The organism is Gemmatimonadales bacterium (assembly GCA_036265815.1).
Lineage (GTDB): Bacteria > Gemmatimonadota > Gemmatimonadetes > Gemmatimonadales > GWC2-71-9 > CAVVWJ01.
Genome location: DATAOI010000044.1, coordinates 164,903 through 183,540, shown reverse-complemented (window position 1 = coordinate 183,540; position 18,638 = coordinate 164,903). Strand labels below are relative to the sequence as shown.

The following is an 18,638-nucleotide window of genomic DNA, read 5'->3' as shown; positions in this document are numbered from 1 at the left end:
TCCGTTACAATGCCGTGACGGTCCGTCCGGACGCGCAGGGTAGACTCCCGGCATGACGGCACTGACCGAGCGCGAGCCGCCCCGAGCATCGGCAGCGGCCCCGGCCTCCCTGGAAGTCCGCAGTTACGGGGACCGGCTGTTCAAGCTGCTCCTCACAATCGGTGCCGTGAGTGTGCCCGTGCTGCTCGGCTTCCTGGTCTTCGAGTTGTGGCAGGGCGCCAGGTTGGCGATCGCGAAGTTCGGATTGGGCTTCGCGACCAGCAGCGTGTGGGATCCGGTCACCGAGGAGTTCGGGGCTTTCCCGCTGATCTTCGGGACCCTGGTCTCCTCCCTCATCGCCCTGGTGATCGCGGTGCCGCTGTCGCTCGGCGTCGCCATCTACCTCACCGAGTTCGCTCCCAAGTCGGTGCGCCAGCCGGTCGCCTTCCTGATCAGCCTGCTGGCAGCCATCCCCAGCGTGGTCTACGGACTCTGGGGCATCTTCGTCCTCATCCCGCTGCTCCGGCACAGCGTCTTCCCCCTGCTCCGCTCCGGGCTGGGGTTCCTGCCCTTGTTCCACGGGCCGATCTACGGACCGTCGATGCTGGCGGCGGGGATCATCCTGGCCATCATGGTGATGCCCTACGTCATGTCGGTCTCGCGCGAGGTCCTCATGGCAGTCCCCAACACCCAGCGGGAGGCCTCCCTCGCCCTGGGCGCCACCCGCTGGGAAGCCGTGATCACGACCGTGGTGCCCTACGCCCGGTCGGGAATCATCGGGGCCGTGATCCTCGGCCTCGGGCGCGCGCTGGGGGAGACGATGGCAGTGACGATGCTGATCGGCAACCGGCACGAGATCGCGTCCTCGCTCTTCGCGCCAGGATATACCATGGCCGCGGCGATCGCCAACGAGTTCTCCGAGGCGGTGGGAGACATGCACCTCTCGGCGCTGGCCTACGTCGCCTTCCTGCTCTTCCTGGTCACGGTGATCGTCAACGCCGGCGCGCGGCTGCTGATCTGGCGGGTGGCCCGCGGGTCGGGCGCCGGGAGCAAGGCGCTGTGAACCGTCGACTGCTCCGCCGCGGCTTCAGCAATGTGATGGTGGGGCTCATGGTGGGCGCCGTGATCGTGGCCCTGCTGCCCCTCTTCTTCATCCTGGTGAACCTGCTGCTCAAGGGCGCCGGCAGTCTCTCGCTCGACTTCTTCACCAAGACACCCGCGCCGGCGGGAGAGCACGGCGGCGGCGTGGTGCACGCCATCATCGGGACCCTGCTCATCGTCGGGGTCGCGAGCCTCATCGGGCTTCCCATCGGGATCGCGGCCGGGATCTACTGCGCCGAGTACCCCACCAGCCGGATCACCTGGGTCACCCGCTTCGTCGCCGACGTCATGAACGGCACGCCGTCCATCGTCGTGGGAGTCTTCGCCTGGACCTGGATCGTCGCGAAGCAGAAGCACTTCTCCGCTTTCGCCGGGAGCGCCGCGCTGGCCATGCTGATGGTGCCGATGGTGCTCCGGACCAGCGAGGAGATGATCAAGCTGGTGCCCAACTCGCTGCGCGAAGCCGCCCTGGCGCTGGGCTATCCGCGCTGGCGGACCAGCCTCAGCATCGTGGTCCGGACCACCTTGCCGGGAATCGTCACCGGGAGCCTGCTGGCCGTGGCACGCATCGCAGGGGAAACCGCGCCCCTGCTGTTCACCGCCCTGGGCAGCCAGTATCTCAGCTTCAACCTGAACCAGCCGATGGCGGCGCTGCCGCTGACCGTGTTCACCTATGCCACCGGCCCGTACGAGGAATGGCATCAGAACGCCTGGGCTGCCGCCCTGGTCTTGATCCTCGTGGTGTTCATCCTGAGCATCGGTGCGCGGCTGGCGATCCGGCGGAGGTTCGACCTCAATGGCTGAGGCCGCCCTCCGAGCCGCGCCGGCCCAGCGGCCGCCCCAGGCCCCGACGGTCCGGGTCGAGACCGACAAGCTCACGGCCATGTACGGCAAGTTCACGGCGGTGAAGGGCGTCTCACTCACGTTCGACACCAACCGGGTGCACGCGCTGATCGGTCCGTCGGGCTGCGGCAAGTCGACCTTCCTGCGCACGATCAACCGGATGCACGAGCTCTCCGAGCTGGGATGGATCACCGGACGCGTGCTGCTGGACGGGGACGACATCTACGCACCCAAGGTGAACGCGATGCAGCTCCGGCGGCGGATCGGCATGGTGTTCCAGCGGCCCACCCCGTTTCCGACCATGTCGATCTACGACAACGTGGCGGCCGGCCTCCGGGTAGGTATGCGGCTGTCGCGGGCGGAGACCGACGCGGTTGTCGAGCGGTCGCTTCGCCAGGCGGCGCTGTGGGAGGAAGTGAAGGACCGGCTCCGGGCCAGCGCCATGGCGCTGTCCGGCGGCCAGCAGCAGCGGCTCTGCCTGGCGCGCACCATTGCCCCCTCGCCCCAGGTGATTCTGCTCGACGAGCCGACCGCCTCGCTCGATCCGCAGGGCACCCAGCGGATCGAGGAGCTCCTGTTCGAGCTCAAGCAGCACTTCACCATCATCATCGTGACCCACAACATGCAGCAGGCGGCGCGAGTGTCGGACACCACGACGTTCTTTTATCTCGGGACCATGGTCGAGACCGGCGCCACCCGCCAGATCTTCACCGCACCCCGGAACGAGCAGACCGAGGCCTATATCACTGGGAGGTTTGGATGAGCACCACGGCGCACGCGCCGCAGCCGTTCATCGGGACGCCCCGGGCCACCCTGGCGCCTCGTCCGCCCGCCGCGAGCCCGGGCCCGCGCGGCACGCCAGCGGTGGACGTCAAGGATTTCAGCTTCGCCTACGGCAACCGCCAGGTGTTGAAGCACCTGAGCTTCTCGATCCCGCGCAAGTCGGTGACCGCCATCATCGGCCCCTCCGGCTGCGGCAAGTCGACCTTCCTCCGGTCGATCAACCGGCTCAATGATCTGATCCCGGCGGTGCGGCACGAGGGCGACATCCTGGTCGAGGGCACCTCGGTGTTTTCCCCGGCCACCGACCTGGTGGCACTCCGGCAGCGGGTGGGCATGGTGTTCCAGCGGCCCAACCCGTTCCCCAAATCGATCTACGACAACGTGTCCTACGGCCCGGCGTTGAACCGGCTCGCCACCCGCCGGGATCTGCCCGACCTGGTGGAGCGCTGCCTCCGCCAGGCGGCGCTCTGGGACGAGGTGAAGGACCGGCTGGATGAATCGGGGGCGGGGCTCTCGGGCGGGCAGCAGCAGCGGCTCTGCATCGCGCGCGCGCTGGGGAACCAGCCCGAGGTCCTGCTGATGGATGAGCCCTGCTCGGCGCTGGACCCGATCGCCACTCAGCGGGTGGAAGAGCTCATCTTCGAGCTCAAGAAGGACTACACGATCGTGATCGTCACGCATAACATGCAACAGGCGGCGCGGGTGTCCGATTACACCGGCTTCTTCGATCGCGGCGAGCTGCTCGAGTTCGACGAGACCGAGCGCATCTTCACCAAGCCGGCGAACGAGCGCACCGAAGCCTACATTACGGGGAGATTCGGATGAGCGTCGACGTCCATCGGCACTTTCACGATGAGCTGAGCCACGTCAAGGTCCGCCTCCTCACCATGTCCGGCGAGGCGGAGGCGGCGCTCGGCCTGGCGGTCGAGGCCCTGCTGGAGCGGGACGGGGACAAGGCCCAGCGGGTGATCAGCGGCGACCGGATCATCGACAGCATGGAAGTCGAGATCGAGGAGATGTGCATCAACCTCCTCGCCTTGCAGCAGCCGATGGCGCGCGACCTGCGCATGCTCACCTCCGCGCTCAAGATCGCCAACGACCTGGAGCGGGTGGGCGATCATGCCGTGAACATCGCCCAGTCGGCCGAGCGGCTGACGCAGGCCCGGCCGATCGCGCCGGAGCCCGAGATCGTGGAGATGGCGCGACTCGCGCGCGACATGCTCTCCGACGCGCTGGAGGCCTTCATCCGGGGCGATGCCGCGTCGGGCCGGGAGGTCTGCCTCAGGGACGACAAGGTCGACGCGCTGCACCGCTCGGTCTTCCGGATCCTGCTGACCCACATGATGGAGGATCCCCACATGATCGGCGTCGGCATGGAGCTCTTCCTGGTCAGCCGGAACCTCGAGCGAGTTGCCGACCTGGCCACCAACATCGGGGAGGACGTGGTGTTCCTGGTGGAGGGCAAGTCGATCAAGCACCACGCGGAGGACCGGGGCGAGGCTCGAACCACCGGCAGCTTCCCGGCGGCCTCGATCAAATGAGCGCCCAGCCGGTGCCCGCGCCGGCATCGCTCCCACCGGCGCCCGCGCCCCGCGAGCGCATCGCCGCCATCGATGTGGGCTCCAACTCGGTGCGGCTGCTCGTCGCCGAATACGATCCCGCCTCCGGTCTCTCCATCATCGACGAGCTGCGCGACCAGCCCCGCCTCGCCGCCGGGCTGGCGGCCACCGGCTGCCTCGACGAGGCCGCCATCGAGCGCGCCATGCAATCACTCGCCCGCATGCGCGAGGTGTGCCAGCGGCGCGGCGTGCGCCGGATCGCCGCGGTGGCTACCGCCGCGGTCCGCGAGGCGGAGAACGGCCCCTGGTTCGTCCGCCGGGTGCGCCAGGAGCTCGACATCCCGCTCCGCATCATCGACGCCGAGACCGAGGCCGCGCTCTCCTATCGCTCCGTAGCGCACCACTTCCGCCTGGCCGGCGAGCGCACCCTGGTGGCCGACATCGGTGGCGGAAGCCTGGAGCTGATCGGCGCGGTGGATGGACTGGTGGAGCTCTCCGTGTCACTTCCCCTCGGGGCGGTGCGGCTCACCGAGCTCCACCTGCCGGGAGACCGGGCCGCGTACAAGGAAGTGGCGGCGCTTCGCGTTCAGATCCGGAAGCAGGTCAAGCGCGGCATCTCCGGCCGGGAATGGTCCGCCGCAACGGTCATCGGGTCTGGTGGCACGTTCACCAGCCTTGGCCGCATGGTCCAGGCACGCCGAGGACTGCCGCCGGGCGAGACGGTGCACGGCGTCGAGGTGACCGCGGCCGAGCTCGAGCAGTTGCTGGACTGGCTGGGTACCCGGACTCCGGAGCAGCGCCGACAGGTGCCCGGCCTGAATCCGGAGCGGGCCGACATCATCCTGGCCGGCCTCGCGGTTACGGCCGAGCTGCTCGATTGGGTGCGCGCCCGGAGCATCACGGTGAGCGCGTTCGGCCTGCGGGAAGGGCTGCTGCTCGATATGGCCGGCGCCAAGGAGATCAGCGCGCCGGATCCGCTGCGGCTGTTTCGCGAGTTCGCGGAGCGATGCCAGTCCGATCGCCGGCACGTGGAGCAGGTGCGCTACCTGGCGCTCCTGCTGTTCGATCAGCTCGCCGGCGAGCTGGGGTGCCAGCCGGAGGAGCGCGGACTGCTGGAGGCCGCCGGCCTGCTGCACGATGTCGGCCAGCTGGTCAGCTACCGCAAGCACCACAAGCACAGCTATCAGCTCCTCACCCACGCGGAGCGGCTCGGCCTGCCCGCGCGGGACCGGATGCTGGTCGCGCTGATCAGCCGCTACCACCGGCGCACCGGCCCCCGCCGCAAGCACCCGGAGTTCGCCGCTCTGCCCCCTGCCGATCAGGACGTGGTGCGGCGGGTGAGCGCGCTCCTCCGGGTGGCGGACGGGCTCGATCGGGGGCACACGGCGGCGGTCGAGACCCTTCGGGTCGAGCTCACTCCCGAGGCGCTGCGGATTCTCATCGTGCCCCGCATGGCCGAGGCCGATCTAGGGTTGGAGTGCTGGGGCGCCTCGCGGAAGGCGGACGTGATGGGGAAGCTGCTGGGGCGGGATGTGGAGATTACGACCGCGGCAAGGTGAGGGGAGGTGAGGCAAGGTGAGGCAGGGTGGGGCAAGGTGGGGCAAGGTCAGGACACACAGCAGGCCCCACCGCGCGCGAACCCTGGCCTCACCCTGCCCCACCCTGCCCCACCCTGCCTCACCTTGCCCCACCTTCCCCCTCACGCCCCGTAGGGAACCCAGATGTTCTTCACCTGGGTGGCCTGTTCCAGAAACTCCTCGCCTTCGCCCTGCAGTGCGTCGGTCCAGTCCCGCCCCCTGCCGTAATCCACCCAGGTGCGCTTCATGTTGCCGGCGGAGAGCCGCTCCACTTCGGCCGAGCCGTCGGCGCTTCCGAAGTACCAGATGCCGTCGACGTCGTCGTGCGCGGCGAGGACCGGCGCCAGCTCGTCACGTAGCCCGGTGACGATGTTCACCACACCGGCCGGCACGTCGGAGGTATCCAGCACCTGATAGAAATCGGTGGCGAGCAACGGCGCGGGAGTCGAGGGCACCGCCACCACGGTATTGCCCATCGCGATGGCGGGCAGCACGGTCGAGAGGAACCCCAGGAGCGGCGGGGCCTCGGGGCAGACGATGCCGAGCACCCCGATCGGCTCCGGCATCGCGAGGGTCACGTTCCGGTAGGGCGTGTGGTGCACCAGGCCGTCGTACTTATCGGCCCAGGCCGCGGAGGCGTAGATCCGCTCGATGGCGATCCCGATCTCCCGCTCGGCCCCGGCCTGATCGCCGGTGAGTGCCGCGATCCGACGGCCGAGCTCGTCCCCGCGCGCCGCCAGGTTCTCGGCCAGATAGAAGAGCACCTGCGCCCGGTGGTGCGCGGTCAGACGCCCCCACCCCGCCGCCTTCCGCGCCGCTTCGACCGCGTTCCGAATGTCCTTCCGGTTGCCGTGCCCCACCTCGCCGATCCGCCGCCCGGCCGCGTCGACCACGGGCAGGCTATACCCCGAGTCCGGCCGCGCCTGCTTGCCGGCGATGTAGAGCTTGGGGGTGCGGTCGATGGACGGTAAGGACGGGAAGGACGGTAAGGTTACCGATCCACGATGCGTGTTCGCATCGCCCCGCCGAGCGACAACCTTCCCGCCCTTACCGTCCTTCCCGCCCTTACCGTCCTGTCCGCCCTTCCCGCCCTTCCCACCACCACCCCACCGCACGTACTCCCTCAGCCCCTCCCGTCCCCCTTCCCGCCCGAAGCCGCTCTCCCGGTAGCCCCCGAACCCGCTGGCTGCGTCGAACACGTTCGTGCAGTTGATCCAGACCGTCCCGGCCTGGAGCTCCGGCGCCACGTCCAGTGCAACATTGATGTTCTCGGTCCAGAGGCTCGCCGCGAGCCCGTAGCGGGTGTTGTTGGCCAGCTCGACCGCCTCGGCCGGCGTGCGAAACGTCATGAGCACCACCACCGGTCCGAAGATCTCCACCTGCGCGATGGTCGCGGCCGGGGCGACTTCGGTGAAGAGTGTCGGCGGGTAGAACCACCCGTCCGTGGGGCAGCTCCAGGGCGGCTGCCAGATCTGGGCGCCCTCGTCCTGCCCGCGGCGCACCAGCTCCTCGATCTTCTGCAGCTGGACCGGCGCGATGATCGCGCCCATGTCCACTGCCTTGTCGAGCGGGTTTCCTACCCGCAGCGTCTCCATCCGGGCCTTGAGCTTGACCACCAGCCGATCCGCGATCCCCTCCTGCACCAGGATACGCGAGCCGGCGCAGCACACCTGCCCCTGGTTGAACCAGATCGCGTCCACCACGCCCTCGACCACGCTGTCGAGATCGGCGTCGGGGAACACGATGAATGGCGACTTCCCACCGAGCTCCAGCGAGAGTTTCTTGCCGCTCCCCGCGGTCGCGGTGCGAATGATGCGCCCAACTTCGGTCGAGCCGGTGAACGCGATCTTGTCGACGTCCGGGTGAGCCACGATCGCCTCGCCGGTCCGGCCGTCGCCGGTGACGATGTTCACCACGCCGGGCGGCAGTCCCACCTCCTGGCAGAGCTCCGCGAATCGGAGCGCGGTCAAGGAGGTGAACTCGGCCGGCTTGAGCACCACCGTGTTCCCCATGGCCAGCGCGGGCGCAATCTTCCAGGAGAGCATGAGGAGGGGAAAGTTCCAGGGGATGATCTGCCCGATCACGCCCACCGGCTCCCGACCCGGCAGCTCGCGCGCCATGAGCTGGGCCCATCCGGCGTGATGATAGAAGTGCCGCGCCACCAGCGGCACGTCGATATCGCGCGACTCGCGGATCGGCTTGCCGTTGTCCAGCGTTTCGATCACCGCAAAGAGCCGGCTGTGTTTCTGGATGCCACGTGCGAGGGCGTAGAGGTAGCGCGCCCGCGCGTGCCCGCCGAGCGCCCACCAGCCGGGCTGCGCGGCACGGGCCGCGCTCACCGCACGATCGACGTCGGCCGGGCCGGCCTGGGTGAGCCGGGCCAGCGGTCGGGCCGTTGCCGGGTTGAGGGTCTCGAACGTCTCGGCGCCCACCGCCGTCCACGCTCCGCCGATGAACAGTCCGAACTGCTGGCCGTGCTGCTCCAGCCAGGCCTGCGCCGGCGCCCCCGCCTCGGGGGCGGGCCCGTAGGCCATCGTCCCGAAGATGTCGGGAATGGACGTCATGGGACCTCGAGCGTGAAGGGTGGCCTCACCCGGTGGGGTGCCGGTGGACCGCCGAGTACCGGCCGGTGACGAAGTGCTCCAGCTGGCGCTCGATGTCGGTCAGGAGCGAGCTCGCGCCGAACCTGAACAGGTGGGGGCGCAACCAGCGGTCGCCCAGCTCGTCCTTCATCAGTGCCAGCCAGTCCAGCGCGTCTCTCGCCGAGCGGATGCCGCCCGCGGGCTTGAGCCCCACGAGCATGCCGGTCCGCTCCCGGTACTCGCGGATCGCCCGTGCCATGACCAGGCCCACCGGGAGGGTGGCGTTGACGCTCTCCTTTCCGGTGGAGGTCTTGATGAAGTCGGCGCCCGCCATCATGCAGACGAGACTCGCCCGACCCACCGTGCGCAGCGTGCCGAGCTCACCGGTGGCGAGGATGGTCTTGATGTGCGCGTCACCGCAGGCCTCCCGCATGGCGCGCACCTCGTCGTAGAGGGCGCGCCAGTTTTCCGTCAGTGCGTGCGCCCGGGTGATCACCACGTCGATCTCCTCGGCGCCCGCGGCCACCGAGGCCCGGATCTCTCCCAGCCGCTGCGCGAGCGGCGAGAGCCCAGCCGGAAACCCGGTGGACACGGCCGCCACCGGAATTCCCGAGCCATCGAGCGCCTCGACAGCGGTCTCGACGAAGCTGTGATACACGCACACCGCCCCGACCCGGATGGGGAGCTCCGCGGCACCCATCGCCTGGAGCAGGTCCTCCCGGACGGGCCGGCGCGCCTTGGCGCAGAGCCGGCGGACCCGGCCGGGCGTATCGTCGCCCGAGAGTGTCGTGAGATCCATCAGGGTGATGGCCCGGAGCAGCCACGCCGCCTGCCATTCCTTCTTTACCGTCCGCCGGCTCCGGAGGGTGGCCGCCCGGCGCTCGACGGCGCTGCGGTTGACCCGCACCTCCTCGACCCAGTCGAGCTCCAGCGCGGTGCCCGGGTTGCGGAGCGCCACGGGGACCTCGAGCGAGGCGGTCGACCGAGCAAGCACGCGATGTGGGGCGGGATCGAGCATAGGTGAGAACATACTGCCCGGGACGACTCGCGCGCCATGAACCCCCCGCCCCGGGGAAGCTTCAGACGTAGCGCGCCAGTGCTCGGTGCTTCGCCACCAGGTCAGGGTCCTTGAACAGCGAGATGAGCAGCGCGCCGGCCAGAAAGCCGCCGACGTGGGCCCAGAAGGCAACGCCCCCATTCCCCGTCGCGGCGCTGCCGCCCAGCAACTGCAGGAGGAACCAGTAGCCCAGCATCAGGTAGGCCGGCACCACGATCCGGGTGACGAAGATGACCAGGACCACCAGCATGTGCACCCGAACCCGGGGATAGAGCACGACGTAGGCTCCCATGACCCCGCTGATCGCTCCGGAGGCACCCACCATCGGAATGACGCTGGACGGATTCATGTAGGTCTGCACGGCGGCCGCCGCGATCCCGGCCAGCAGGTAGAACGCGAGGTAGCGGACGTGGCCCATGCTGTCCTCTACGTTGTTCCCGAAGAGCCAGAGGAACCACATGTTGCCGATGAGGTGGAGCCAGCCGCCGTGGAGGAACATCGAGGTGAGCGGGGTGTACAGATGGCGCTCCACCCCCAGCACGCAGGCAGCCGTCGGGCTGAGCGGGATGCTGGTCCCTTCGGCCACTCGCCCAAGGAACTCCCCCGGAATCAGCCCCAGCTCGCAGACTGACTTGGAAAGCCCTGGCTCCATCCCCGCGCCCTGCACCAACACCCACACCGCCGCGTTCGCCACGATGATGAGTAGCGTCACGAACGGCGTGCCGATGGTCGGGTTGTCGTCCCGGTAGGGGAACATTGGATCAATATACGGAGGCGAGGCCGCTCGGCCACGGCGCTAGCGCGCGACGGACAGCTCCTCCAGCCGCCGGCGAGCCGGGGCGAGCGAGCGGGGGCGGCGCCGGAGGTCGCGCCACGGGTCGGGGTCGTCCCGGAGACGGGCCGGCAGGCTCCGGAGCGTGAACCGGGCAGGGTGCATGGCCCGGACCTCCAGCTCATCCCATCCGATCGGGGTCGCGACCGGCGCCTTAGGCCGTGCCCGAACCGCATACGCAGGGACGGCGGTGTGGGCGTATGCGTTCCGCAGGGTATCCAGGTAGATCCGGTTCCCCCGTTTGGCCTTCCGGCCCTCCACGGTGAGCAGCTTGGGGTGCCGGTGCACCAGCAGCGCTGCCACGGCCTGCGCGAACTCCCGCACCGCGGAGAAGTCCTCCCGCCGGTCGAGCGGCACCAGGACGTGGTACCCGCGGGAACCCGTCGTCTTGAGAAAAGGCACCAGCTCCAGCTCGCGCAGAAGCTCGCCCAGGAGGAGCGCCGCCTCCCGGACACGCGGGGGATCCTGGGCAGGGGGGTCGAGATCGAAGATCAGCTGGTCGGGGGAGTCCAGGCGGTCGCGCCGGCTGAGCCAGGCATGGGGAGTGATGCAGCCCTGGTTCGCCAGGTACACCAGCGTGGCGGCGGTCTGGACCACGACATGCCGCACTCGGCCCTCGGCTTTCTCGACGGTGACGCCCTCGATCCAGTCCGGGAAGGACTCCGGCATGGCCTGCTGAAAGAACCCGGCCCGATCGATACCGCCGGGAAACCGCTCCAGGTTGATGGGGCGGTCCTTGAGGTGGGGGAGCATGTGGGTGGCGACCGTGCCGTAGTACTCGATCAGCTCTCCCTTGGTGATGCCATCCTGCGGGAAGAGCACCTTGTCGAGGCTCGAGACTGCGACCGCTCGCCCGCCCACACGGACACGGGAGTCCGCCGTGGTGCCGGCGCCCACCGGGCTACAGCGCCCGTCGTCCCTGGATCAGCTGCATCACGGCGAGAATGACCGCCACGATCAGCAGCACGTGGATGAAGCCACCCAGCGTGTACGACGTGACCACTCCCAGCAGCCACAACACCAGTAGGATCACGAAGATGGTCCACAGCATGGTTCCCTCCTCATGTTTACCATCAGCCAGCAGCACGGCCCACGCACGAGTCTAGAGCTTAGCGCCGTCCCCTGGCGGGGGTCGTGATACGTGTCACGGGTGGCGTCCGGCTACCCCTGGGGGGGCGGCATGTACTGCCAATTCGGCAGGGAAATAGGGTATGGCGCTTGCTTCTCCCCCCGCCCGAACGTGTACCCAACATTCGCACTCAACCGGAGTCGACATGGCTTCCAAGATTATTGGCATCGACCTGGGCACGACCAACTCGGTCGTGGCGGTGATGGAGGGTGGCGACCCGGTCGTCATTCCCAACGCCGAAGGTGGGCGGACCACCCCCTCGGTCGTGGCCTTCACCAAGGACGGTGAGCGGCTGGTCGGGCAAGTGGCCAAGCGCCAGGCCGTCACCAACCCCAAGCAAACCATTTTCTCGATCAAGCGGTTCATGGGCCGCCGGATCAACGAGATCACCGAGGAGACCAAGCGGGTCCCCTACAAGGTGGTCGAGGGTCAGAACGGACTCGCCTCCGTGGAGATCGGGGGGAAGCGCTACACCCCGCCCGAGATCTCGGCGATGATCCTGCAGAAGATGAAGCAGACCGCCGAGGATTACCTGGGCCACACGGTGGACAAGGCGGTCATTACCGTGCCGGCCTACTTCAATGACGCCCAGCGGCAGGCCACCAAGGACGCCGGCAAGATCGCCGGCCTGGACGTCCTGCGCATCATCAACGAGCCCACCGCGGCGGCGCTGGCCTACGGCCTCGACAAGAAGAAGGAAGAGAAGATCGCCGTTTTCGACCTGGGCGGCGGGACCTATGACATCTCGGTGCTCGAGCTGGCCGAAGGCGTCTTCGAGGTCAAGAGCACCAACGGCGACACCCACCTGGGCGGCGACGACTTCGACCAGCGGCTGATCGACTGGCTGATCACCGAGTTCAAGCGCGATCAGGGCATCGACCTCTCCAAGGATCCGATGGCGCTCCAGCGGCTCAAGGAAGCCGCCGAGAAGGCCAAGATGGAGCTGTCGAGCACTACCCAGACCGACATCAACCTGCCGTTCATCACGGCGGACCAGAGCGGCCCCAAACACCTGAATCTTTCGCTCACCCGCGCCAAGTTCGAGCAGCTGGTGGACGACCTGATCCAGCGGACCATCCCGCCGATGCAGCAGGCGCTCAAGGACGCCGGACTCGATCCCAAGCAGATCGACGAGGTGATTCTGGTGGGCGGATCGACCCGGATCCCCAAGATCCAGCAGATCGTCAAGGACTTCTTCGGGAAGGAGCCCAACCGCTCGGTCAACCCGGATGAGGTCGTCGCCATTGGCGCGGCCATCCAGGGCGGCGTGCTCGGCGGTGACGTGAAGGACGTGCTGCTGCTGGACGTGACCCCGCTCTCGCTGGGCATCGAGACCCTTGGCGGCGTCACCACGGTGCTGATCCCCCGGAACACCACCATTCCGACCAAGAAGTCGGAGGTGTTCTCCACCGCGGAGGATAACCAGACCACGGTGGAGATCCATGTGCTCCAGGGCGAGCGGCAGATGGCCGTCGACAACCGGACCATCGGCAAGTTCCAGCTCACCGGCATCCCGCCGGCACCGAGGGGCATGCCCCAGGTCGAGGTGACGTTCGATATCGACGCCAACGGCATCCTGCACGTGTCGGCCAAGGACAAGGCCACCAACAAGGAGCAGAAGATCCGGATCGAGGCCTCCAGTGGCCTCAGCGACACCGAGATCGACCGGATGGTCAAGGCCGCCGAGCAGCACTCCCAGGAGGACAAGGAGCGCCGGGAGCAGATCGAGGCGCGGAACCAGCTCGACAGCCTGGTCTACCGGGTCGAGAAGGACAGCAAGGACTGGGTCGACCGGCTTCCCGCCGAGGCCAAGACACGGCTCGACGCGGCGCTGGAGGGCGGCAAGCAGGCGCTCCGGACGGGCGAGGCTGACGGCATCCGCCGGGCCCTGGACGAGCTGAACGCCGCCTACTCCGCGGCGGGGGCCTCCCTCTACCAGGGTGCCCAGTCCCAGGGTCAGCCCGGCGGGGAGCCGGCCGGCGCCGAGCCGGGCGCCACACCACCGGGTGGGCAGGAGGACGTGGTCGAGGCCGACTACGAGATCGTGGACGATAAGAAGTAGAAGTAGCTCCTTATCGCCCTGAGCGAAGCGAGGGGGGCATACCCTTAGGGCGTGCCCCCTTCACTCCGTTCAGGGGTGACAGCGCCCACCGCGGCCCAGCCGCGGCCCGGTACATCTGTGTACTATTCAGACGGGCAGGATGCCCGCTACCCTCACGCTCTGCCGAAGGATCGCTCGATGTCCGCACGATCGTTGAACTGGCTCAAATTCGGTGGGTTGGTGGCCCTGGCGTTCGCGCTCGGGCTGCTGTTCGCCGGATTGCTCGACCTGCCCAATCGCTCTTCGGCGCAGCAGCAGGGACGCCAGGCCGCGGCTATCGCGCCGGTGCCCACCCCGTCCATCCCCGCGGCCCGGCCGTTACAGGACCTGAGCGAGGCCTTCGCCGCGGTGGCCGAGCATGTGAAACCAAGCGTGGTGTACATCCGCTCCCAGCGGACCGAGCGGGCCTCCCAGCAGCGGATCCCCCCCGGCATGGAGCGCTTCTTCCCCCAGTTCCGCCCGCAGCAGCCCGAGATCGAGCAGGGCAGCGGGTCGGGGTTCATCGTCTCGGCGGATGGCTACATCCTCACCAACAACCACGTGGTCGAAGGCGCGGAAGTGGTCACCGTGCGCCTGCTGGACCACCGGGAGTTCAAGGCCAAGGTGATCGGCACCGATCCCAACACCGACGTGGCGGTGGTGAAGATCGACGCCAAGAGTCTGCCGCCGGTGGCGCTGGGCAACAGCGACGACGCCAGGGTGGGCGAATGGGTTCTCGCCATCGGCAACCCGCTCGGCGAAGGCCTGACCTTCACCGTCACCTCCGGCATCGTGAGCGCCAAAGGCCGTGCGCTGGCTGGGCTTCCGGGCCGGGGCCAGGGCAGCATCCAGGACTTCATCCAGACCGACGCGGCGATCAACCCGGGCAACTCGGGCGGTCCGCTGGTGAGCGTCCGGGGTGAGGTCATCGGCATCAACTCCGCCATTGCCAGCGAGACGGGGTTCTATTCGGGCTACGGCTTTGCCATCCCGATGAACCTGGTCCGCACCGTCATGACCCAGCTCATCGAGACCGGAACGGTCCACCGCGCGGCCCTGGGGGTACAGATCGCCGAAGTCACGCTGAACGACGCGGCCTACGTTGGCCTGCCGGAGATCAGGGGCGTGGCGGTCAAGGACATCCCCACCGAGGACTCCCCGGCCAAAGCGGCCGGTATCGAGCCGGGCGACATCATCGTGGCCGTAGATGGCAAGCCGGTCGAGTACGTCGGCCAGCTTCAGCAGATCGTCGGCTTCCGCAAGCCGGGCGAAGTGGTGAAGGTCGAAGTGGCCCGCAAGGGCGGCGTCCGTAAGACGTTCAACGTCCGTCTGCAGGCGCTGGCGGACCAGCCCGAGCTGGCGCAGGGCGACGAGCAGGACGGGAACAAGGACGGTGACCGGGGCGGCCCGAACAACGCCTCGAACGCGCTGAGCCCGCTGGGCATCTCCGGGGAGGCGCTCACGCCGGAGATCGCGAGCGAGCTGGGTTCTCCGGGCTTGCGCGGCGTGGTGATCACTGGTGTCACGCCCGGCGGGCCGGCGTGGCCGCTGCTGCGCGACGCCGAAGACGGCGGGCCGGATGTGATCACGGCGGTGGAGGGGAAGTCGGTGCGAAGCCAGGCGGAGCTCCGTAATATCCTCAAGGGCTTCAAGCCGGGCGACATCGTGACCGTCAATGCCTACAACGCCCGCATCAAGCAGCGGCACGTCGAACGGCTGAAGCTGGCCCGCTGACCCCGGCCCGGCCGGCATCCGTGGTACCCGGAGGGGTCGGCATTGCCGGCCCCTTTTGGCTAGAATGAACCTCATGGGAGCTCGACCTCCAGTATCCCCGGACCTGGGAGCACGTATGACGACGAGTCAGGAGACCGATTGGATGGACCACCCCGCCATCCGCGCGCTGATCGATCGAGCCGGCGAGCTGGCCATCGAGGAGCGGATCACGGTCGTCAAGGGACTGATTCCCGGAATCGCCGACGCGCTCTCGGAGGAGGAGTACGAGAAGTTCGTGAACTTCATCCGGCTCAAGGGCGAGCGCTATCTCGAGGCGAAGGCCCATCCGGGCCAGGGTCGGGCGGAGCGACACGTTCCCGGTGAGCGGGAGCTCGAGGGACGCTGAGGTCACATACCTTTTCATCCGAGGTGGTCATGGACGAGGAGCGATTCAACATCTCTCTCCGGAGCTTGCTCAAGCATTTCGGAGTGACCGCCCAGCGCGAGGTGGAAAAGGCGGTCGACGCGGCCCAGCGCTCCGGGGCCCTGGCGGGCCGCAGTGCCCTCAACGCCCGTGCGGTCATGATCGTGGAGGGGCTCGATGCCGAGATCGCGGTCGAGGGCCAGATCCAGCTGGCGTAGCGTGTTTCGAGCGGAGAGACCGAGCGGCATGCAACGCTGGCCGGCCTGGCTGATGGCTCTGGCGGCCGGGATCGCGGGGTGTGGGAAGCGTGGAGACGGCTCGCCTGGCACCGCGGCGTCCGCGCCCACGGAAAGCCCGATCGCGGCCAAGGTGGCCCAATACGCGCCTGTGCGCCTCACCTCGGACCTGGGCCGCCTGACCGACAAGGAGCGTCGGATGCTCCCCCTGCTGATCGGCGCGGCCGCCACCATGGATACGGTCTTCCGGCGGCAGATCTTTCCGGGCTACGACTCGCTGCTGACCACCTTGCCAGACTCCAGTATTCGACGTTTCGTTGAGATCAATTACGGCCCCTGGGACCGGCTGGACGGCAACGCGCCGTTCGTTCCCGGAGTCGGCGAGCGTCCGCCCGGCGTGGAGTTCTATCCCCACGAGATGACCAAGGAGCAGCTGGAACAGGCCGCGGACAGGTCGCCCACGGCCGCCGAGGCGCTCCGTGGCCAGTATTCTGTGGTGCGGCGGGACTCGAGCGGGACCCTGACGACCGTCCCCTATCACAAGGTCTACGGTCCGGAGGTCCAGCATGCCGCCGCCAAGCTCCGCGAGGCGGCGGCACTGGCGGAGGACCCCGGGCTCAAGCGATACCTGCTGCTGCGCTCCCAGGCGCTCATGACGGACCGCTACCAGGCCAGCGATCTCGCCTGGCTCGATATGAAGCACAACACATTGGACATCGTGATCGGGCCGATCGAATCGTACGCCGACGAGCTGTTCGGGTACAGGACAGCGGCCGAAGCCTTCGTGCTGATCAAGGACAAGGAGTGGAGCTCCCGACTGGCCCGGTACGCCGCACTCCTGCCGGCACTACAGCGCGGCCTGCCGGTTCCGGCAGCGTACAAGCGGGAGCAGCCCGGCACCGGCTCGGACCTCAACGCATACGACGCCGTCTTCTGCGCGGGTGAGGCGAACGCGGGATCCAAGACCATCGCCATCAATCTGCCCAACGACGAGCAGGTGCAGCTCAGAAAGGGCACCCGCAGGCTCCAGCTCAAGAACGTGATGCGGGCCAAGTTCGACAAGATCCTGCGGCCGATCGCGGCGGAGCTGATCGCCAGCGACCAGCAGACCGACATCAACTTCGACGCGTTCTTCGCCAACGTCATGTTCCACGAGGTAGCGCATGGCCTCGGCATTAAGAACACGATCGACGGCAAGGGCACCGTGCGGGCGGCGCTCAAGGAGCAGGCCAGTGCGCTGGAAGAGGCCAAGGCCGACATCCTGGGCCTGCACCTGGTCACTCAGCTGCTGCAGCAGGGAGAGCTCAAGGGCACCACGGCGGAGCAACACTACGTGACCTATCTGGCCAGCATCTTCCGCTCCATCCGGTTCGGTGCATCGGATGCCCACGGCCGGGCCAATGCGGCGCAGCTCTCGTTCTTCGAGGAGCACGGCGCGTTCACCCGGGATTCGGCGAGCGGGCGGTACCGGGTCGATCTTGCCAAGATGCAGGAGGCCGTGCGGGCCTTGGGTGAGCGTATCCTGCGTTTCCAGGGGGATGGCGACTACGAGGGGGTGAAGCAGTTCATGGCCACGCGCGGCCGAATTTCTCCTGTTGCCCAAGCCGATCTCGGCCGTCTGCGCAGCAGGGGGATCCCGGTGGATGTAGTCTACCAGCAGGGTCCAGCTGTTCTGGGCCTGGAGCACTAGGCCATGCCGCGCCGGGTGACCCCCGAGGTGATCGAGATCGAGCTGCCGCCCAAGCCGCGGCGCTGGCCGCTCGTGCTCGCGGCCCTGATCGCGGTGCTGGCGCTGGCCGGCTGGCTGTTTGGTGCGCGGCTGTTCCCGTCGGCGCCGCTCGTGCCCAAAGCCCAGGTCGACGCCGTGACCTCCGAGGTGGCGCAGCACGGTGACTCGCTCGATGTGGTCGTGGCCTGGGTGCTGGGGAAGGGGCCGCTCGCCGGCCTGGTCGACTCGGTCCGGATCGAGGTCGACGTCGCGAGCAGCGACAGCTCCCGGGTGACGATGTCCCCGGCCTCCCGCGGTGTGGATACCCTCCGTTTCGGCGTGACTCCGCTGGGACAGGCCACCGGCGGTACCTCCTGCGTCGCCACGCTCAGTCTTGGCCGCCTTTCTCATGAGCGCTGTACGCCGTGGCAGTTCGTGCGTCCGTCCGCCACGGCCGTGGCCCCGGACTCTGCGCTCGCGAATACCTCGCCGCGCAAGTCCGGCGGGCACGACCCGGCCGCCGGCGGCGCGCCGCGGATCGCTCGCATCGTGATTCACCCGGAGGGGCAGCAGGTGGACCCCGACCTGGGAGGTCGGTGCGCGCGGTGGCAGCAGCAACATCCCGGTCAGTCGGTGTGGATCGAGGTGAATCGAACCGCCGTACCCGACTGCACCGGACCCAACGGCAAGCCGACGGTAGCGCAGTTCTGTGCGTTTGCCGTGCTGAAAGATGGCCGCCGCATCAAGACCGCCAACTCCGCGAGGAATCCGTACTGCGAGGCGGTCTTCGAGGAGTGGGCCCGGGAGCGGGTCAGCTAGAGCGGCTCAGCGCTGGCTCGCGCAGGGATACTATTCAGCTTTGCGAACGTGGCGGAACTGGCAGACGCGCAGGACTTAGGATCCTGTGGGGAAACCCATCCGGGTTCGACTCCCGGCGTTCGCATCTTCTTCCGATGTCCCACCTTACGTCATAGCTCACTCACCGCGCGGTCCGGAAAACGAAGAGACTCGATGGCGGGCTCTGAGAGGGTGGGC

General features: G+C 68.2%; 17 protein-coding genes and 1 tRNA gene. 13 read left to right on the top strand and 5 right to left on the bottom strand.

From position 1 onward, the window contains the following. The first annotated feature begins 52 nt into the window (after positions 1 to 52). The 6 genes from pstC to VHR41_09010 are packed head-to-tail and all read left to right on the top strand — an operon-like array spanning position 53 to position 5,824. Positions 53 to 1,042 (top strand): phosphate ABC transporter permease subunit PstC, encoded by a 990-nt coding sequence (pstC, locus tag VHR41_09035; protein ID HEX3234331.1) that lies wholly within the window; start codon positions 53 to 55, stop codon positions 1,040 to 1,042. Then, positions 1,039 to 1,884 carry a phosphate ABC transporter permease PstA gene (gene pstA / locus VHR41_09030; GenBank protein ID HEX3234330.1) on the top strand — a complete coding sequence of 282 codons (846 nt, stop codon included), beginning with the start codon at positions 1,039 to 1,041 and terminating at the stop codon, positions 1,882 to 1,884. Before pstC ends, pstA begins: the two co-directional genes overlap by 4 nt. After that, complete coding sequence (gene pstB, locus VHR41_09025; GenBank protein ID HEX3234329.1) at positions 1,877 to 2,686, top strand: phosphate ABC transporter ATP-binding protein PstB; 810 nt, start codon at positions 1,877 to 1,879, stop codon at positions 2,684 to 2,686. The genes pstA and pstB (VHR41_09025) overlap by 8 nt, the downstream gene beginning before the upstream one ends. Then, entirely contained in the window at positions 2,683 to 3,531 is an 849-nt protein-coding gene (gene pstB / locus VHR41_09020; protein HEX3234328.1) for a phosphate ABC transporter ATP-binding protein PstB, read from the top strand. Before pstB (VHR41_09025) ends, pstB (VHR41_09020) begins: the two co-directional genes overlap by 4 nt. Continuing rightward, the gene (gene phoU / locus VHR41_09015) at positions 3,528 to 4,247 is read left to right on the top strand and encodes a phosphate signaling complex protein PhoU (protein HEX3234327.1); all 720 of its coding nucleotides are present in this window, start codon (positions 3,528 to 3,530) and stop codon (positions 4,245 to 4,247) included. The genes pstB (VHR41_09020) and phoU overlap by 4 nt, the downstream gene beginning before the upstream one ends. Continuing rightward, on the top strand, positions 4,244 to 5,824 hold the full coding sequence (locus tag VHR41_09010) for a Ppx/GppA phosphatase family protein (GenBank protein HEX3234326.1): 1,581 nt from the start codon (positions 4,244 to 4,246) through the stop codon (positions 5,822 to 5,824). Before phoU ends, VHR41_09010 begins: the two co-directional genes overlap by 4 nt. Before the next feature lie 140 nt (positions 5,825 to 5,964). Here VHR41_09010 and VHR41_09005 read toward each other — a convergent pair whose 3' ends face one another. The 5 genes from VHR41_09005 to VHR41_08985 form a co-directional block, all read right to left on the bottom strand. Further along, positions 5,965 to 8,406, bottom strand: coding sequence for an aldehyde dehydrogenase family protein (locus VHR41_09005; GenBank protein HEX3234325.1), 2,442 nt, complete (start codon positions 8,404 to 8,406; stop codon positions 5,965 to 5,967). A gap of 25 nt (positions 8,407 to 8,431) precedes the next feature. After that, positions 8,432 to 9,382 (bottom strand): deoxyribose-phosphate aldolase, encoded by a 951-nt coding sequence (deoC, locus tag VHR41_09000; GenBank protein HEX3234324.1) that lies wholly within the window; start codon positions 9,380 to 9,382, stop codon positions 8,432 to 8,434. Positions 9,383 to 9,503: 121 nt separating this feature from the next. Then, complete coding sequence (locus VHR41_08995) at positions 9,504 to 10,238, bottom strand: rhomboid family intramembrane serine protease (protein HEX3234323.1); 735 nt, start codon at positions 10,236 to 10,238, stop codon at positions 9,504 to 9,506. Positions 10,239 to 10,277: 39 nt separating this feature from the next. Then, complete coding sequence (gene ligD, locus VHR41_08990) at positions 10,278 to 11,174, bottom strand: non-homologous end-joining DNA ligase (protein ID HEX3234322.1); 897 nt, start codon at positions 11,172 to 11,174, stop codon at positions 10,278 to 10,280. 40 nt (positions 11,175 to 11,214) lie between these two features. Further along, positions 11,215 to 11,364: a lmo0937 family membrane protein gene (locus VHR41_08985; protein HEX3234321.1), complete on the bottom strand. Its 150-nt coding sequence runs from the start codon at positions 11,362 to 11,364 to the stop codon at positions 11,215 to 11,217. 223 nt (positions 11,365 to 11,587) lie between these two features. Between VHR41_08985 and dnaK the strand changes: the two genes are divergently transcribed. The 7 genes from dnaK (at position 11,588) to VHR41_08950 (ending at position 18,546) form a co-directional block, all read left to right on the top strand. Beyond that, complete coding sequence (dnaK, locus tag VHR41_08980; GenBank protein HEX3234320.1) at positions 11,588 to 13,504, top strand: molecular chaperone DnaK; 1,917 nt, start codon at positions 11,588 to 11,590, stop codon at positions 13,502 to 13,504. 177 nt (positions 13,505 to 13,681) lie between these two features. Beyond that, positions 13,682 to 15,256, top strand: coding sequence for a trypsin-like peptidase domain-containing protein (locus VHR41_08975; GenBank protein ID HEX3234319.1), 1,575 nt, complete (start codon positions 13,682 to 13,684; stop codon positions 15,254 to 15,256). 115 nt (positions 15,257 to 15,371) lie between these two features. After that, positions 15,372 to 15,641 (top strand): hypothetical protein, encoded by a 270-nt coding sequence (locus tag VHR41_08970; protein HEX3234318.1) that lies wholly within the window; start codon positions 15,372 to 15,374, stop codon positions 15,639 to 15,641. A 29-nt stretch (positions 15,642 to 15,670) separates the two neighbouring features. Next, the gene (locus VHR41_08965) at positions 15,671 to 15,877 is read left to right on the top strand and encodes a DUF6494 family protein (GenBank protein ID HEX3234317.1); all 207 of its coding nucleotides are present in this window, start codon (positions 15,671 to 15,673) and stop codon (positions 15,875 to 15,877) included. Between the two features lie 28 nt (positions 15,878 to 15,905). Further along, positions 15,906 to 17,585: a hypothetical protein gene (locus tag VHR41_08960; protein ID HEX3234316.1), complete on the top strand. Its 1,680-nt coding sequence runs from the start codon at positions 15,906 to 15,908 to the stop codon at positions 17,583 to 17,585. A 3-nt stretch (positions 17,586 to 17,588) separates the two neighbouring features. Next, complete coding sequence (locus VHR41_08955) at positions 17,589 to 18,422, top strand: hypothetical protein (protein ID HEX3234315.1); 834 nt, start codon at positions 17,589 to 17,591, stop codon at positions 18,420 to 18,422. A gap of 42 nt (positions 18,423 to 18,464) precedes the next feature. Then, a tRNA-Leu gene (locus tag VHR41_08950) sits at positions 18,465 to 18,546 on the top strand. Positions 18,547 to 18,638: the final 92 nt, after the last annotated feature.

What these genes read in the sequence shown, in the direction of transcription:
- VHR41_08995 (HEX3234323.1), bottom strand. Translation starts at nt 10,238, where the DNA reads ATGTTCCCCTACCGGGACGACAACCCGACCATCGGCACGCCGTTCGTG.
- pstB (HEX3234329.1), top strand. Translation starts at nt 1,877, where the DNA reads ATGGCTGAGGCCGCCCTCCGAGCCGCGCCGGCCCAGCGGCCGCCCCAG.
- VHR41_08965 (HEX3234317.1), top strand. Translation starts at nt 15,671, where the DNA reads ATGGACGAGGAGCGATTCAACATCTCTCTCCGGAGCTTGCTCAAGCAT.
- VHR41_08955 (HEX3234315.1), top strand. Translation starts at nt 17,589, where the DNA reads ATGCCGCGCCGGGTGACCCCCGAGGTGATCGAGATCGAGCTGCCGCCC.
- dnaK (HEX3234320.1), top strand. Translation starts at nt 11,588, where the DNA reads ATGGCTTCCAAGATTATTGGCATCGACCTGGGCACGACCAACTCGGTC.
- VHR41_08975 (HEX3234319.1), top strand. Translation starts at nt 13,682, where the DNA reads ATGTCCGCACGATCGTTGAACTGGCTCAAATTCGGTGGGTTGGTGGCC.
- VHR41_08960 (HEX3234316.1), top strand. Translation starts at nt 15,906, where the DNA reads ATGCAACGCTGGCCGGCCTGGCTGATGGCTCTGGCGGCCGGGATCGCG.
- pstC (HEX3234331.1), top strand. Translation starts at nt 53, where the DNA reads ATGACGGCACTGACCGAGCGCGAGCCGCCCCGAGCATCGGCAGCGGCC.
- VHR41_08970 (HEX3234318.1), top strand. Translation starts at nt 15,372, where the DNA reads ATGACGACGAGTCAGGAGACCGATTGGATGGACCACCCCGCCATCCGC.
- VHR41_09005 (HEX3234325.1), bottom strand. Translation starts at nt 8,406, where the DNA reads ATGACGTCCATTCCCGACATCTTCGGGACGATGGCCTACGGGCCCGCC.
- pstB (HEX3234328.1), top strand. Translation starts at nt 2,683, where the DNA reads ATGAGCACCACGGCGCACGCGCCGCAGCCGTTCATCGGGACGCCCCGG.
- phoU (HEX3234327.1), top strand. Translation starts at nt 3,528, where the DNA reads ATGAGCGTCGACGTCCATCGGCACTTTCACGATGAGCTGAGCCACGTC.
- VHR41_09010 (HEX3234326.1), top strand. Translation starts at nt 4,244, where the DNA reads ATGAGCGCCCAGCCGGTGCCCGCGCCGGCATCGCTCCCACCGGCGCCC.
- VHR41_08985 (HEX3234321.1), bottom strand. Translation starts at nt 11,364, where the DNA reads ATGCTGTGGACCATCTTCGTGATCCTACTGGTGTTGTGGCTGCTGGGA.